Origin of the sequence: Acinetobacter sp. YH12046, from assembly GCF_013419905.1 — a bacterium.
Lineage (GTDB): Bacteria > Pseudomonadota > Gammaproteobacteria > Pseudomonadales > Moraxellaceae > Acinetobacter.
The window spans coordinates 35,600-49,109 of sequence record NZ_VOZF01000010.1; the positions used below are offsets into that span (position 1 = coordinate 35,600).

The 13,510-nt window shown below is 43.7% G+C and carries 9 protein-coding genes; 7 read left to right on the top strand and 2 right to left on the bottom strand.

What is annotated here, in order from left to right; all coding sequences use genetic code 11:
• Positions 1 to 268: 268 nt before the first annotated feature.
• Positions 269 to 4,102 carry a phosphoribosylformylglycinamidine synthase gene (purL, locus tag FTU03_RS07915; RefSeq protein ID WP_179992682.1) on the bottom strand — a complete coding sequence of 1,278 codons (3,834 nt, stop codon included), beginning with the start codon at positions 4,100 to 4,102 and terminating at the stop codon, positions 269 to 271.
• A gap of 552 nt (positions 4,103 to 4,654) precedes the next feature.
• A complete protein-coding gene (locus FTU03_RS07920; protein WP_179992681.1) occupies positions 4,655 to 6,298 on the bottom strand; it encodes an arylsulfatase in 1,644 nt (547 codons plus the stop codon).
• A 193-nt stretch (positions 6,299 to 6,491) separates the two neighbouring features.
• Here FTU03_RS07920 and FTU03_RS07925 point away from each other — a divergent pair, with 193 nt between their 5' ends.
• From FTU03_RS07925 to tolR, 7 genes are all read left to right on the top strand, one after another.
• Complete coding sequence (locus FTU03_RS07925; RefSeq protein ID WP_166138742.1) at positions 6,492 to 7,832, top strand: deoxyguanosinetriphosphate triphosphohydrolase; 1,341 nt, start codon at positions 6,492 to 6,494, stop codon at positions 7,830 to 7,832.
• 120 nt (positions 7,833 to 7,952) lie between these two features.
• Positions 7,953 to 8,555 carry a Holliday junction branch migration protein RuvA gene (ruvA, locus tag FTU03_RS07930; RefSeq protein ID WP_168406939.1) on the top strand — a complete coding sequence of 201 codons (603 nt, stop codon included), beginning with the start codon at positions 7,953 to 7,955 and terminating at the stop codon, positions 8,553 to 8,555.
• Positions 8,556 to 8,789: 234 nt separating this feature from the next.
• Positions 8,790 to 9,791, top strand: coding sequence for a Holliday junction branch migration DNA helicase RuvB (gene ruvB / locus FTU03_RS07935; RefSeq protein WP_166138764.1), 1,002 nt, complete (start codon positions 8,790 to 8,792; stop codon positions 9,789 to 9,791).
• Positions 9,792 to 10,316: 525 nt separating this feature from the next.
• Complete coding sequence (locus FTU03_RS07940; RefSeq protein WP_179992680.1) at positions 10,317 to 11,666, top strand: amidohydrolase; 1,350 nt, start codon at positions 10,317 to 10,319, stop codon at positions 11,664 to 11,666.
• A 260-nt stretch (positions 11,667 to 11,926) separates the two neighbouring features.
• Entirely contained in the window at positions 11,927 to 12,334 is a 408-nt protein-coding gene (ybgC, locus tag FTU03_RS07945; RefSeq protein WP_034170923.1) for a tol-pal system-associated acyl-CoA thioesterase, read from the top strand.
• Positions 12,335 to 12,361: 27 nt separating this feature from the next.
• The gene (tolQ, locus tag FTU03_RS07950; RefSeq protein ID WP_179992679.1) at positions 12,362 to 13,060 is read left to right on the top strand and encodes a protein TolQ; all 699 of its coding nucleotides are present in this window, start codon (positions 12,362 to 12,364) and stop codon (positions 13,058 to 13,060) included.
• The gene (gene tolR / locus FTU03_RS07955) at positions 13,060 to 13,509 is read left to right on the top strand and encodes a protein TolR (protein ID WP_179992678.1); all 450 of its coding nucleotides are present in this window, start codon (positions 13,060 to 13,062) and stop codon (positions 13,507 to 13,509) included. The genes tolQ and tolR overlap by 1 nt, the downstream gene beginning before the upstream one ends.
• The last annotated feature ends 1 nt before the right edge of the window (position 13,510 follow it).

Consider the following 13,510-nt stretch of genomic DNA (forward strand, 5'->3'; position numbering starts at 1 on the left):
ATCTTTCCTTTAAAGTGCATAAATATTGTGCATTATTTACACAATATCACTTCTATGCAGATATAAAAGCAAAATCTAAACCAGTTCAGCGGGAGAAAATTAAATAAATGTTTCAAACTGCTTAGAAAGCAAAAAGCCACCCACTGGTGGCAATTGATGAAGCTAGTCTAAACAAAAGTAAATGATTTTTCTAGTTTTACTAATTTCCCATAAGTTCAAACTATAAAAAGGGCCGCTGCTGCGACCCTTTTTTTGAAGCTAAATCAGATTAACCAATAAATTTGCGAGCATTACGGAACATGCGTAACCATGCACCGTCCTGATCCCAGTCTTCTGGTTTCCAAGAGTGCTGGATCGCACGGAAGTTACGCTCAGGGTGTGGCATCAAGATAGTCGCACGACCATCTTTCGAAGTTACACCAGAAATCCCTTCAGGCGAACCATTCGGGTTCAATGGATATTGCTCAGTCGCATTACCCTGGCTATCCACATAACGCATAATCACCTGATTATTGGCATTCAATGCAGCAATGTTTTCAGCCGATGCTACTACGCGACCTTCACCATGTGCCACAGCGATTGGAAGAATTGAACCTTCCATGCCTTCTAATAATACAGAGTGAGATTTCTCTACACGAACATTGACGCTACGTGCTTCAAATACTTCTGATTTGTTGCGATGGAACCGAGGCCAAGCATCTGCACCTGGAATCAGTGGAGCTAATTGTGACAGCATCTGACAACCATTACAGATCCCTAGAGAGAAGGTCTCCTGACGGTTAAAGAATTTCTCGAACTGGTCACGAAGTTGCTGATTGAACAATACTGATTTCGCCCAGCCACCACCTGCACCCAATACGTCACCGTAAGAGAAGCCACCACATGTGACCAGACCTTCGAAGTCATCCAGGCTGATACGGCCAGCTAGAAGATCGCTCATGTGTACGTCAACAGTATTGAAGCCGACTTTGTCGAATGCTGCTGCCATTTCTACATGACCATTCACACCCTGCTCACGCAGAATCGCCATATTTGGACGACGTGAATTAATGTACGGCGCTTCGATTTGCTCGTTCAGATCAAATGTCGGTTGAGCAATCAAACCTTTGTGTGATTTATCAGTAACTAATGCAAATTCTTGATCTGCAGTTTCTACGTTGTCACGAAGACGCTGGATTTGATGAGAAACTTCAGTCCAAGCGACTTGCAGGTCAGCACGTTCCAGTACCAGACCATTTACAGATAACTGGTCAGAGTTGTTCACTGTACCTACTACAGAGATCGCATCTTTCAGAGTAGAAGTCGCGATTTCTGCTTGTAATGCTTCCCAATCTGCTTTCGCTATTTGCAGAACTGCACCGATTTCTTCAGCGAACAATGCTTCAACTGATTGGTCTTCTAGCGCTACGCCTAGACGTGCAGCAAACATCATTTCCGCAACAGTTGCCAGTAAACCACCATCACCGATGTCATGGTAAGCCTTGATCAGACCACGGTTGTTCCAATCTTGAACCAGTGCAAAGAATGCTTTGAAGTCATCAAAGTTGTCGACATCCGGAGTGACAGAGCCGATGGCTTTGTATACCTGAGCCAGGATCGAACCGCCAAGACGGAATTGACCTTTAGACAAGTCAATACGAACCAGTACAGATTCAATATTTTTCAGTTCAGGTGTCAATGTTTTGCGAACATCAGTCACTGGAGCAAACGCAGTAATTACGCCTGACATTGGAGAAGTTACAGATTTGTCTTCACCTTCGTCATTCCAGGTGGTACGCATAGATAGTGAGTCTTTACCCACTGGAATTGCGATACCCAATGCTGGACACATTTCCATACCGATGGCTTTTACGCCTTCGAACAAAGCTTGGTCTTCACCCGGTTGACCAGCCGCCGCCATCCAGTTTGCAGACAGTTTGATGTCGCTGATTTGATCAATCTTCGCAGACATAATATTTGAGATCGATTCAGCAACTGATAAACGTGCAGAAGCCGCTGGGTTTAACAATGCAACTGGTGGACGTTCACCCATTGCCATTGCTTCACCTGTGTAACCGACAAGGCTGGTTGTTGTTACTGCAGCATCAGCCACAGGAACCTGCCATGGACCAACCATCTGGTCACGTGCCACCATACCGGTAATCGAGCGGTCACCAATAGTGATCAGGAATGATTTAGAAGCGACTGTTGGGTTCTTGATCACGCGATAAATCGCATCTTTCAGATCAGTCACTTTAGACGCATCAAAGTCATCGCCTTTACGCGGAGCAGTTTCATATGAACGGCTCATACGTGGTGTTCCGCCAAGCATCACTTGCATTGGCATATCCACTGGCTTGTTACCAAACAATGGATCTTCAACTGTTAAGTGACGTGCTTCAGTCGCTTCACCCAATACCGCAAACGGACAACGTTCACGCGCACAGATCGATTCGAATAAAGGTAGAGATTCTGGACGGATCGCCAGTACATAACGCTCTTGCGCTTCGTTTGACCAGATTTCCATTGGTGACATGCCTGGCTCAAGCGATGGGATCTTACGCAGATCAAGCACCGCACCAAGCTCATGGTCATTTACCAGCTCGGGCATCGCATTCGAGATACCGCCCGCACCGACGTCATGTACAGAAACGATTGGGTTTTCATCTTCCATACGCCAGCAAGTATCAATCACTTCCTGACAACGGCGTTCCATTTCCGGGTTTTCACGTTGTACAGAAGCGAAGTCCAGGTTTTCACCCAGTTTACCGCTGTCTACAGATGATGCAGCACCACCGCCAAGGCCGATCAGCATTGCTGGACCGCCAAGCACGATCAGTAGATCGCCTGGTTGAATCGCATCTTTTTCAACGTGGTCCGGACGGATGTTACCGTAACCACCCGCGATCATGATTGGCTTATGGAAACCTTTCACTTCGCCATTGACGTTTTGTTCAAACGTACGGAAATAACCAGTTAACGCTGGACGACCAAATTCGTTGTTAAACGCAGCACCACCCAATGGACCTTCAATCATGATTTGAAGTGGAGATGCCATACGTGAAGGTTTGCCGTAGTTTTCTTCCCAAGGCTGTTCAAAACCAGGAATATTCAGGTTAGATACGGTGAAACCCGTTAAACCAGCTTTCGGTTTACCACCACGACCAGTCGCGCCTTCGTCACGAATCTCACCGCCTGAACCTGTTGCGGCACCGGCAAATGGTGCAATCGCTGTTGGGTGGTTATGAGTTTCCACTTTCATCAGGATGTGAGCGGCCTGGCTCTTGTATTTATAAACGTGTTGACCGTTATCTTCTTGAGTTGGGTAGAAACGTTGCGTATCAAAACCAACAATCACCGATGCATTGTCTTTATAAGCTGACAATACGTCTGTTGGTGATTCTTTATAGGTATTTTTGATCATCTGGAATAATGACAATGGTTGAACTTCACCATCAATCGTCCATTCAGAACCAAAGATTTTATGACGGCAATGCTCTGAGTTTGCCTGAGCAAACATCATCAGTTCGATGTCATTCGGGTTACGACCCAGTTTAGTAAATGCCTCTGTCAGGTAATCAATTTCCTGTTCAGACAGCGCAAACCCGAACTCATTATTGGCTTTTACCAATGCCTCTTTACCTTGACCCAGGATATCAATCGAGTTCAAAGGTTTCGGAGCAGTTTCAGTAAACAACACTGCAGCATCTTCAATCGCATTGAAAACGCTTTCAGTCATGCGGTCATGCAAGATCTGTAATGCTTCTTTAGAAAGCTCTTTTTCGCCTTTCAAAGTAAACAAAACACCGCGTTCTAAACGATGAACCGGTGTATTACAGTTGGCAAAAATATCAGTTGCCTTTGATGACCACGGTGAAATCGTGCCGACACGCGGTGTCACCAGAATCTGGATTTCATCACTTGCAGCCTGGCGCAGTTCAAATGATTGACCATCGTTGAGAAGCTGTAAAGCGGATTGCTGTTGTTGCTCGTTGAGCGCTTGGTCAAAAAGATAAACAAATTGACTTTCTAGTGATTGAACAGAACTAATTGACGATAAACGTGTGAGTAGTTGAGCTTTCTTAAAAGAAGAATGTGCAGGTGCACCGGCAACGATAAACATGCTGATTTTGGCTCCACGGGATGATCGAGCGACCATGCCACAATGTGACTTGAGAGAGCGCATATTCTACTGTGAAATACATAAATCGGCTAGAGAGGAAATGAGAAAACTCAAGCGAAAAGCTATAGCATTTTATAAATAATGCTTTTATTTTCAGATAAAAAAATTGAATGTAGTCGCACAGCTTAACACAATTTGTTAAAGAAAAATTAAAACTAGCCAAGAATAATTCAACTTAAAAATTTTATATTATTTTTCAACACTATTGATCATATCAAGCGGTTTAAAATTTAATCTCAATTTTTAATAAAAATGAGCCAAGGATTGACTTCTTTATTATTTCTTGATCAGAAATAGGTAGCTGCGCTGCTTTTCACCACCTGTCTGAATCATGATCAACTATATTAAATATTCAGTCCACAGACTAAGATTTACTTTCTATCAAAATTATTGCTCTATAAAAAACAGGCCGTTTGACCTGTTTTTTATTTTTTAGCCCATTCTCGTAAGCATCTGCTCAGTTATGAAATTCGATAATTCATTAGAAATAGCTTAGGCAGTTTTATTTAATAAAATTCCCCCGCCTTCAATTTCTACCACACCATTTTCTCGTACATAAACTTTCCAGTCGGCCAGCAGCTCCTGTAATTTTTCTGGATAACGCTCTGCTAGATCTTCAGTTTCACCCACATCTTCTGCCAGGTTATAAAGTTGCCATCTGTTTGGGCCATTCGGTGCGGGAATAAATAAAGCCTTCCAATCCCCTTTACGTAAGGCTTTTTGTCCGAACAGCTCCCAACCCGTGACATGGTCTTCAGCATGAATATGGGCCTGCTGTTGCTGCAAATACGGCAAAATGCTTTTACCACGTAGTGGCACCAGTTTCCGACCTTTATACTGCTGTCCCGGATGCTGGATATTCAATGTTTCCAGTAAAGTAGGCAGTAGATCCATCACCGTTAAAAACTCATGACTGATGCCATTTTGGCGTGCGAAGCCCTGATGCTTGATGAATGCAGGTGTACGAATTCCACCTTCACTGGTATGCGCTTTATAAAGTCGAGATGGCGCTGTGGCCGCCTGCGCCCAATGCTCACCGTACCAGACATAGGAATTACCCTTGCCAATATTTTCCAGAGCATTGTCATAATATTTGGCAATTACGGTCTCAATATCAGGACCAAAGACTGGTAATGCTTCCAGCTGCGCGCCTTCTGCCCCATTATCCGAAAGAAAAATAATAATGGTATTGTCGTATTGATCAGTCTCTTTTAAATGTTCAATCACGCGACCAAGATTCTGGTCCATACGATCGACCATTGCTGCATAGACTTCCATGGTTCGCGCCGAGAACTGCTTTTCTTCATCCGTTAAGCTGTTCCAGAATTTAGTTTTCGCCAATACTGGATGAATCGTAGCATCTTCACCTACTAAACCGAGCTCTTTGATTTTGGCTAAACGCTTCTGACGTAATACTTCAGGACCTTCATCATATACGCCTTTGTATTTGGCAATATCTTCCGGATGGGCTTGCAAAGGCCAGTGTGGTGCTGAAAATGGCAAATAGGCAAAGAATGGGCGTTCTGCACGACTCTCATCATCTTGCAGATAATCCAGCAAGCGATCTGTAAAATAGTCTGAACTATAGAAGTCTTCCGGCAATGCAGTAATGTATTCATCATTTTCTGCATAGAGCCCCCGAGTTACTTTCAACAGGCCCGGAATTTCTTCTTCTGGAATATCGGGTTCAAACGCATAGTGATTGGCTGCACCCGGGAGCAAGGTAAATGACTTTTCAAAACCACGGCGTGCCGGAAAACGGTCTGGAGTTAAGCCCAGATGCCATTTTCCAGACATGATGGTGTAATAGCCTGCATCATGTAACAGTTCCGGTAGAGCCGCAACCTGATCATTTAAATACCCCTCATAACCCGGTTGGCCTTTCTGTTCAGGTCGTATGGCTTCGGCCATGGAACCCAATCCTGCCAGATGATGGTCTGTGCCGGAAAGTAGCATGGAACGGGTGGGTGAACAGGTCGATGCGGTATGAAAGTTAGTCAGGCGTAATCCTTCCAGGGCAATTGCATCTAAATGTGGTGTCTGGATCTCTCCACCAAATGCACCCAGATCAGAAAAGCCCAGATCATCAGCGACGATGAGTAAAATATTTGGTTGAGTAATTTGTGCTGTGGTCATATTTGGTCTACAAATTGATTTTATTATCGTGGTAATTTGCCTGAAATTGTTGGCTCAATCCTGTCACCAAATTGACAATCTTTCGCTGTATTTCAGCTAAGCTAATTCAAAATGACATTTCATGTCGCACTGCCCTAGTGCTTTACGCTCTTTTTTGGCATGATGCAGAAAGTAGAGAACTGAATAATGATAAATGACTCAAATGCGTTGGTTGGAACTGCTTTCGACAGTTCGGATTGGTAGTAAAAAGCAGAGTACAGAACTGGCCCGTAGCCCGTTCCACAAAGATTATGACCGTATTATTTTTTCCCAGAGCTTCCGGCAGCTCAACCGTAAAACCCAGGTGCATCCTTTAACCCAGCACGATGGTATTCATACGCGCCTGACGCATTCACTGGAAGTCTCCTGTATTGGCCGCTCGCTAGGGATGTTGGCCGCAGAGAAAATTAAAGACCAGCTTCCACCCTGGGTGTCTCCAGCGGATGTGGGCGCCATCATTCAAGCCGCTTGTCTGGCCCATGATATTGGCAACCCGCCTTTTGGCCATGCCGGTGAATATGCGATCCGCGAATGGTTTGATGATGTATCACATACTGACTTCTTAAAAGATTTAAGTCCTGAACAGGAAGCAGATGTACGTCAGTTTGAAGGCAATGCCCAAGGCCTGCGGCTTCTAACCAAGATTGACTATCATCCAAATGATGGCGGCATGCGCCTGACCTATGCCACTTTGGGTGCTTATTTAAAATATCCGTGGCTGTCAAAAACCATGGCATCACAAGTAGATTTACCTGCCAGTAGCCGTGCCAAATTTGGCTGCTATCAGGCAGAAAAAGAGATTTTAAAGCAAATTGCGGAAGAGCTTGGACTAATCCAGCTCGGCGAGTATCGATATTGTCGTCATCCACTGACCTATCTACTCGAAGCAGCCGATGATATTTGTTATGCCCTGATTGACCTAGAAGATGGCATCAGCTTGAACATGCTCAGCTATGCTGAAGTGGAACCGGTATTTTTAAATCTGCTCGGAGATTATGGAACGCCTTCTGAAATCGGCATGCCTGATACGACCTGGCAACAGAAAATTGCTGCACTGCGTGGCCGTGTGATGAAACGTCTGGTGAATGAAGTCACAACTGCTTTTGCACGCCACCATGACCAGATTCTATCTGGTCAGTTACAAGGCACTTTATTGCAATATTGTTCGTCAGATATTGAAAGTGGTATTAACCGCGCCAAAGAACTGGCACGTGACAAGATTTTTGAACATCCACAAAAAGCAGGCTTAGAAATCATTGCCCATCAAAGTCTGCAAAATATTCTGGATGCCTTTATCCCGCTGACCACACCGCATAAAAACCTGAGTTTTAAGGAGCAACGTTTAATGTCGATCCTGCAACGTTCAGGGGCGAATTTTAAAGACAGCCATTATGACAATATTATGCAGGTATTAGATATTATCTCGAAATTTTCGGATCATCAGGCTTATAACCTGTCACAGGAATTGCAGGGTAATAAAGCCGGATTGTTATAAAACATCTTGCTGAATTAGATGCTTATTGCAGCAAAATCACCTGTTTTGCAGAAGGAGATTTTGCCTTTCCTGAAAATGCTGACTACTATGCTGCAAAACTGAATTGAGTAATGATAAAAGATGATTGGATGCCTGATTGGTGAAGTGCTGGCGCTGGAAGCACCAACTGTTTTATTAAATGTAAATGGTGTGGGTTATGAAATCGATACGCCGCTCACTACTTTTTGCCAGTTGCAAAAAGGCCAGAAAATTACCCTGTGGACGCATCTGGCTGTGCGTGAAGATGCACAATTACTGTATGGTTTTTTAAATGCTCAGGAAAAAACCATTTTCCGCACTTTATTAAAAGTGAACGGCGTTGGCCCGAAAATGGCACTCGGCATTCTTTCAACTTTAAGTGTGGAGATGCTGATCCATACTGTTGAGAATGAAGATGTAAATACGTTGGTTAAAGTGCCTGGAGTCGGCAAGAAAACTGCTGAACGTTTAATGATTGAACTGCGCGACCGCTTTAAAGCTATGTCTGCGGGCACTGCTCCAAGCAACTCGACAGCGCCACAAATTCAGTTTATGGGCAATTCAGCCGTAGCTGAAGCTGAAGCAGCATTACAATCTCTCGGTTATAAACCGGCTGAAGCGCAAAAACTGGTGAATGCAGCCAAAGGTGAGTTTACCGAAGCCAGCGACATCATCCGTGCTGCATTAAAGTCGATGAATAAATAAGCAATTTACCTATGAGCAAATTTTCAATCCAAAATTTGCTTGAGCTTTGGCGACATGGATGTCGCCGGGTGAGTTGAGGTACAGGAAGTACCTTCAACTCAACAAAAGATTTTTGTTACTTTTGATCTTTCAAAAGTAAGACAACGCCTACACAATGGCATCTGAATTTTTAATGCATTTTGAGGCTATGACTTTATTCACCTCAAATAAACCATAGAGATTGACTCAAAAGATATGCAAGACCGTCTCATCAGTGGTTCTGAAAAACCCGAAGATCATTTCGATCGCGCCATCCGCCCGACCTCCCTCGATGACTATATCGGTCAGCCCGTGGTGCGTGAGCAAATGGAAATCTTTATTGGTGCTGCTCGTGGCCGTGCTGAAGCTCTCGATCATACTTTGATCTTTGGACCTCCAGGTCTAGGTAAAACGACGTTAGCGAATATTATTGCCCGTGAAATGGGTGGCAATCTCAAATCGACTTCCGGTCCAGTACTAGAACGTGCGGGCGATCTGGCAGCAATGCTGACCAATCTTGAGGAAGGTGATGTTCTGTTTATTGACGAGATTCACCGCTTGTCACCTGTGATTGAAGAAATCCTTTATCCAGCCATGGAAGACTACCAGCTGGATATCATGATTGGTGAAGGCCCTGCTGCCCGTTCGATTAAATTGGACTTACCACCATTTACTTTGGTCGCTGCAACCACACGTGCTGGTCTACTCACTTCTCCACTTCGTGACCGTTTTGGGATTGTGCAGCGTCTGGAATTCTATTCAGTCGATGACCTCACTCATATTGTGAAACGTTCTGCAAGCCTCTTGGATGTTCCAATGACCGAAGATGGCGCAAAAGAAATTGCACGTCGTTCACGTGGTACACCGCGTATTGCCAACCGTTTATTGCGTCGTGTACGTGACTATGCTCAAGTCAAAGGCACAGGTGAAGTCACTCAGGAAATGGCTCAACGTGCATTAGATATGTTGAACGTGGATAAAGATGGCTTGGATACTCTCGACCGTCGTTACCTGTCGATGTTGCTAGAACGCTTTGATGGTGGCCCGGCGGGTGTAGAAGCTTTGGCAGCAGCAATGGCAGAAGATTCAGGTACGCTGGAAGATGTGATTGAGCCTTATCTGATTCAGCAAGGTTATGTGATGCGTACTGCGCGCGGTCGTATTGCGACCAATATGGCTTATTTACAGTTTGGCATAACGCCGCCTGAGCCGAAGTAAGGGTTAAAATTCTTTTGGCTTAGCCATTTTTTATCATAAAGAAAAAGAGCTAATTGACTACTGCAATCAATTAGCTCCAAAAGCACAAACTCGAATCTTTATTATTAAGTAGTTTATTTAGCTATTATAGTTATTGCTCTTTAAGCAAATACTTAGGCTATTTCTTTTAAATTTTATCAATAATAATTATGAAATAATCAAAGCAACTTTAATGCCAAAATAGTATTTAACTTAGAGAAATAGTTGAAACTTAGATAATGAAAGATTTTTAAATCAGATACAAATTCCTTTTAATAATTCTCTATTCGTTTGAATTTTTTAAATAAAATAGACCGTTAAATTTTTATAATTACCTAATTTTACAATATTTAGCTCTAGAAAATTCCCTTTATCAGCAAGTACTAAAAATGAATATACCGAAAAGGTATGAAATCCATATTCAGAGGGTTTTGGTCAAATGTAGTGCATTATGTAATGCTCAGGCATCTCTTTAACTCTATTCAGATTTTTAAGGTTCTCCCTGATATGAACATGCATAAGACGCTTTCATTTTGTCTCCCTCTTTTATTTTGCAGTCAACTGGCTTTAGCAGATTGGGTAGATGATTCTGTTAAAGCAGCCGAAGCGCATACCATCAAACTACGCCAGCATATTCACCAATATCCTGAACTGGGCAATATGGAATTCAAAACCTCGGAATTAGTACAAAAAGAATTAAAGTCCTATGGTATTGAAGTACGTAAAGGCTATGCCAAAACAGGTGTGATCGGCGTTCTAAAAGGTTCAAAACCTGGCCCCGTCATGGCATTACGTGCAGATATGGATGCCTTGCCGATTCAGGAAACGGCAGCTGTACCTTTTGCCAGCAAGCAGAAAGGTATTTATCAAGGCAAGGAAACTTATGTGATGCATGCCTGCGGTCATGATGCGCATACTGCAATGCTATTAGGTGCAGCCAAAGTGCTCGCTACCAATAAAGATAAGATTACCGGAACCGTAGTTTTTGTATTCCAGCCAGCAGAAGAAGGCGGTGCAGATATTGATAACTTTAGTCAAGGTGATCAGATTGGCTCACGTAAAATGCTGGCTGATGGCGCACTCAAGAATCCTCAGCCTGAAGTGATTTTTGGAATGCATGTGATGGCGGGTATGCCAAGCGGCAATATTTTCTATAAAGATGGTGCAATTCTCAATAGCGCGGATCATTTACGTATACAGGTAGATGGCCATCAGGTACATGGTTCAATGCCTTGGGCAGGTCGCGATCCAATTTATGCTTCTGCACAGATGATTAATAATTTACAAAGTCTGTTAAGCCGTAAAGCTGATTTAACCAAAGGTATGGGTGTGGTCAGTATTGGAAGTATTCAGGGTGGTGCCACAGGAAACGTAATTCCTAATCAGGTGAATATGGTCGGTACGATTCGTTCTAATAGTGAAGATGTGCGTCAAGGCATTTTAAAAGACTTGCCGAAAATGCTGGAACACAATGCCGCAGCCAATGATGTCAAAGTCAAAGTAGAAATTGCGCCCTATGCACCTGTTACTACCAATGATAAAACCTTGACCGAGTTGATGCGTCCGTCTCTGGCTAAGGTGAACGATGAAGATAAACTGCATCTGCTCGATAACAATGCCAGCGCCAGTGAAGACTTTGCTTATTATGGCAAGCTGATGCCCTCATTGTTTGTCTTCGTCGGTGCAACGCCAGCAGATCAGGACCCAGCCAAAGCAGCACCGAACCATAACCCGAATTTTATAGTCGATGATGCGACTTTAAGAACCGGCGTAGAAAGTCATGTCCGTTTTATACTGGATTATCCGAAAGTAGCCAATCAGGTACAAGCGAGCTGGAAGCAAAATAACAAAAGCTGATTCTTAGTTCCTCAAGCATGAGTGACTGGTCTCATTCATGCTTTTACTTCGCCGTATTAATAAGCAATTGGCCGTTCCGTACTGGCTTAGCTCCTACTCCATCCAGATTTGACATCTTGTGCCATTGGTCTCAAAGCTCACAGTGCTAAACTTTGACGCGCTAAATTGCTTGACTTTTGGAATGAATAAGGCAAATTCTAAGCCTGCTCCAGCCTCCAAAAACAAGCAATAATTTCGTAAAATCTGCATGGAACAAAACTATGGCGAATCACTTTGAATTCAATATCCGCGTCTATATTGAAGATACTGATGCGGGTGGCATTGTCTACCACGCTAACCATATTCGCTATATGGAACGTACCCGTACTGAATGGTTACGTGCTTCCGGAGTGAGTCACTACTGGCATCAATCCGACTATAACTTTGTTGTGCACAAAATTAACGTCAAATATATGCGCCCAATCCTCATGGATGACCTGATTACCGTGACTGCACGTGTCATTTCATGTAAAGCTTCATCATTTGTATTGCAACAAAATATTTATCGTGGTGAAATCATGCTTGCATCTGGTGAGGTCGAGTTGGCATGTATTAGTGCAGACATGAAACCACGTCGACTTCCTGATGAAATCCGCGAACTGATTCATAAAGAATTGGAACAAGACTAAAAAAATTATTTGGCACACGTAACAGCTATGGCAACTCAGTTAGAATCATCTCTTCAAGTCTCAGATCTTATTTTACAAGCAAGCCCTGTCGTACAACTGGTGATGCTTTCTCTCCTGTTAGCCTCGTTGTACAGCTGGTATCTGATTGCCAAGTTAACCATGAGCTATAAAAAGGCTCAGGCTGATGACAATCATTTCCAGAAAATTTTCTGGTCAGGTGCCGAACTCAAGACGCTTTATAACAATGCCCAGCTCAATTCCAAACGTACTGGTCTGGAAGATATCTTCTATCAGGGTCTGGGCGAGTTCCTTAAACTTAAAAAACGCCATGCTCCAACTGCCCAGTCAATTGAAGGTACTGAGCGTATTCTGCGTGTAGGTTTAAGTCGTGATCAGGGGCATCTGGAACAAGGCTTGGGTGCGCTGGCCAGTATTGGTTCAGTCGCTCCTTATGTCGGTCTGTTTGGTACCGTCTGGGGCATCATGAATGCCTTTATTGGTCTGGCAGATGTCGATCAGGTTACTTTGGCCACTGTCGCACCTGGTATTGCAGAGGCCCTGATTGCAACGGCGATTGGTTTATTTGCTGCAATTCCTGCGGTTTTAGCCTTTAACCATTTCACATCTAAAGGTGAAGCACTGTACTCTGACCGTGCTCTGTTCGCTGAAGAAATGGTGGCTCTGCTGCAACGTCAATCTGTGGGCGCTACGCAGGACAATGACTAATGGCCATTCAACGTTCAGGACGCTTCGAGCGTATTAAAAAACCACTGAAAAGTGACATGAATGTGGTGCCATACATCGATGTGATGCTGGTACTTCTGGTCATTTTCATGGTGACTGCCCCAATGATTACCAGTGGCATTAAGGTAGATTTGCCGCAAGCCAATGGCTTACCAATCGAATCCAAAGATGCGCCTACGATCGTTACTTTAAAAGAAGATGGTACTTATTTTCTGGAATATAAAAATCAAACCACAGGTCCTATCACCCTAGAGGCTTTGACGCAGACTTTGATAGAAGCGCAAAGCACTGCTGAAAGTGAAAACAAGGTCCTCAATGTCGTGATCAATGGTCATACCACCCGCCCTTATGGCGATGTGATGGCCTTGATGTCAAGCCTGCAAGATGCCGGTTTGTCCCAAGTGGGTTTACTGACCAAGCCATTAGAATAAA

Excerpts from the sequence above, each read along its gene's own strand:
- purL (WP_179992682.1), bottom strand. The coding sequence starts at position 4,102 with ATGTTTATCGTTGCCGGTGCACCTGCACATTCTTCTTTTAAGAAAGCT.
- FTU03_RS07920 (WP_179992681.1), bottom strand. The coding sequence starts at position 6,298 with ATGACCACAGCACAAATTACTCAACCAAATATTTTACTCATCGTCGCT.
- FTU03_RS07925 (WP_166138742.1), top strand. The coding sequence starts at position 6,492 with ATGACTCAAATGCGTTGGTTGGAACTGCTTTCGACAGTTCGGATTGGT.
- ruvA (WP_168406939.1), top strand. The coding sequence starts at position 7,953 with ATGATTGGATGCCTGATTGGTGAAGTGCTGGCGCTGGAAGCACCAACT.
- ruvB (WP_166138764.1), top strand. The coding sequence starts at position 8,790 with ATGCAAGACCGTCTCATCAGTGGTTCTGAAAAACCCGAAGATCATTTC.
- FTU03_RS07940 (WP_179992680.1), top strand. The coding sequence starts at position 10,317 with ATGAACATGCATAAGACGCTTTCATTTTGTCTCCCTCTTTTATTTTGC.
- ybgC (WP_034170923.1), top strand. The coding sequence starts at position 11,927 with ATGGCGAATCACTTTGAATTCAATATCCGCGTCTATATTGAAGATACT.
- tolQ (WP_179992679.1), top strand. The coding sequence starts at position 12,362 with ATGGCAACTCAGTTAGAATCATCTCTTCAAGTCTCAGATCTTATTTTA.
- tolR (WP_179992678.1), top strand. The coding sequence starts at position 13,060 with ATGGCCATTCAACGTTCAGGACGCTTCGAGCGTATTAAAAAACCACTG.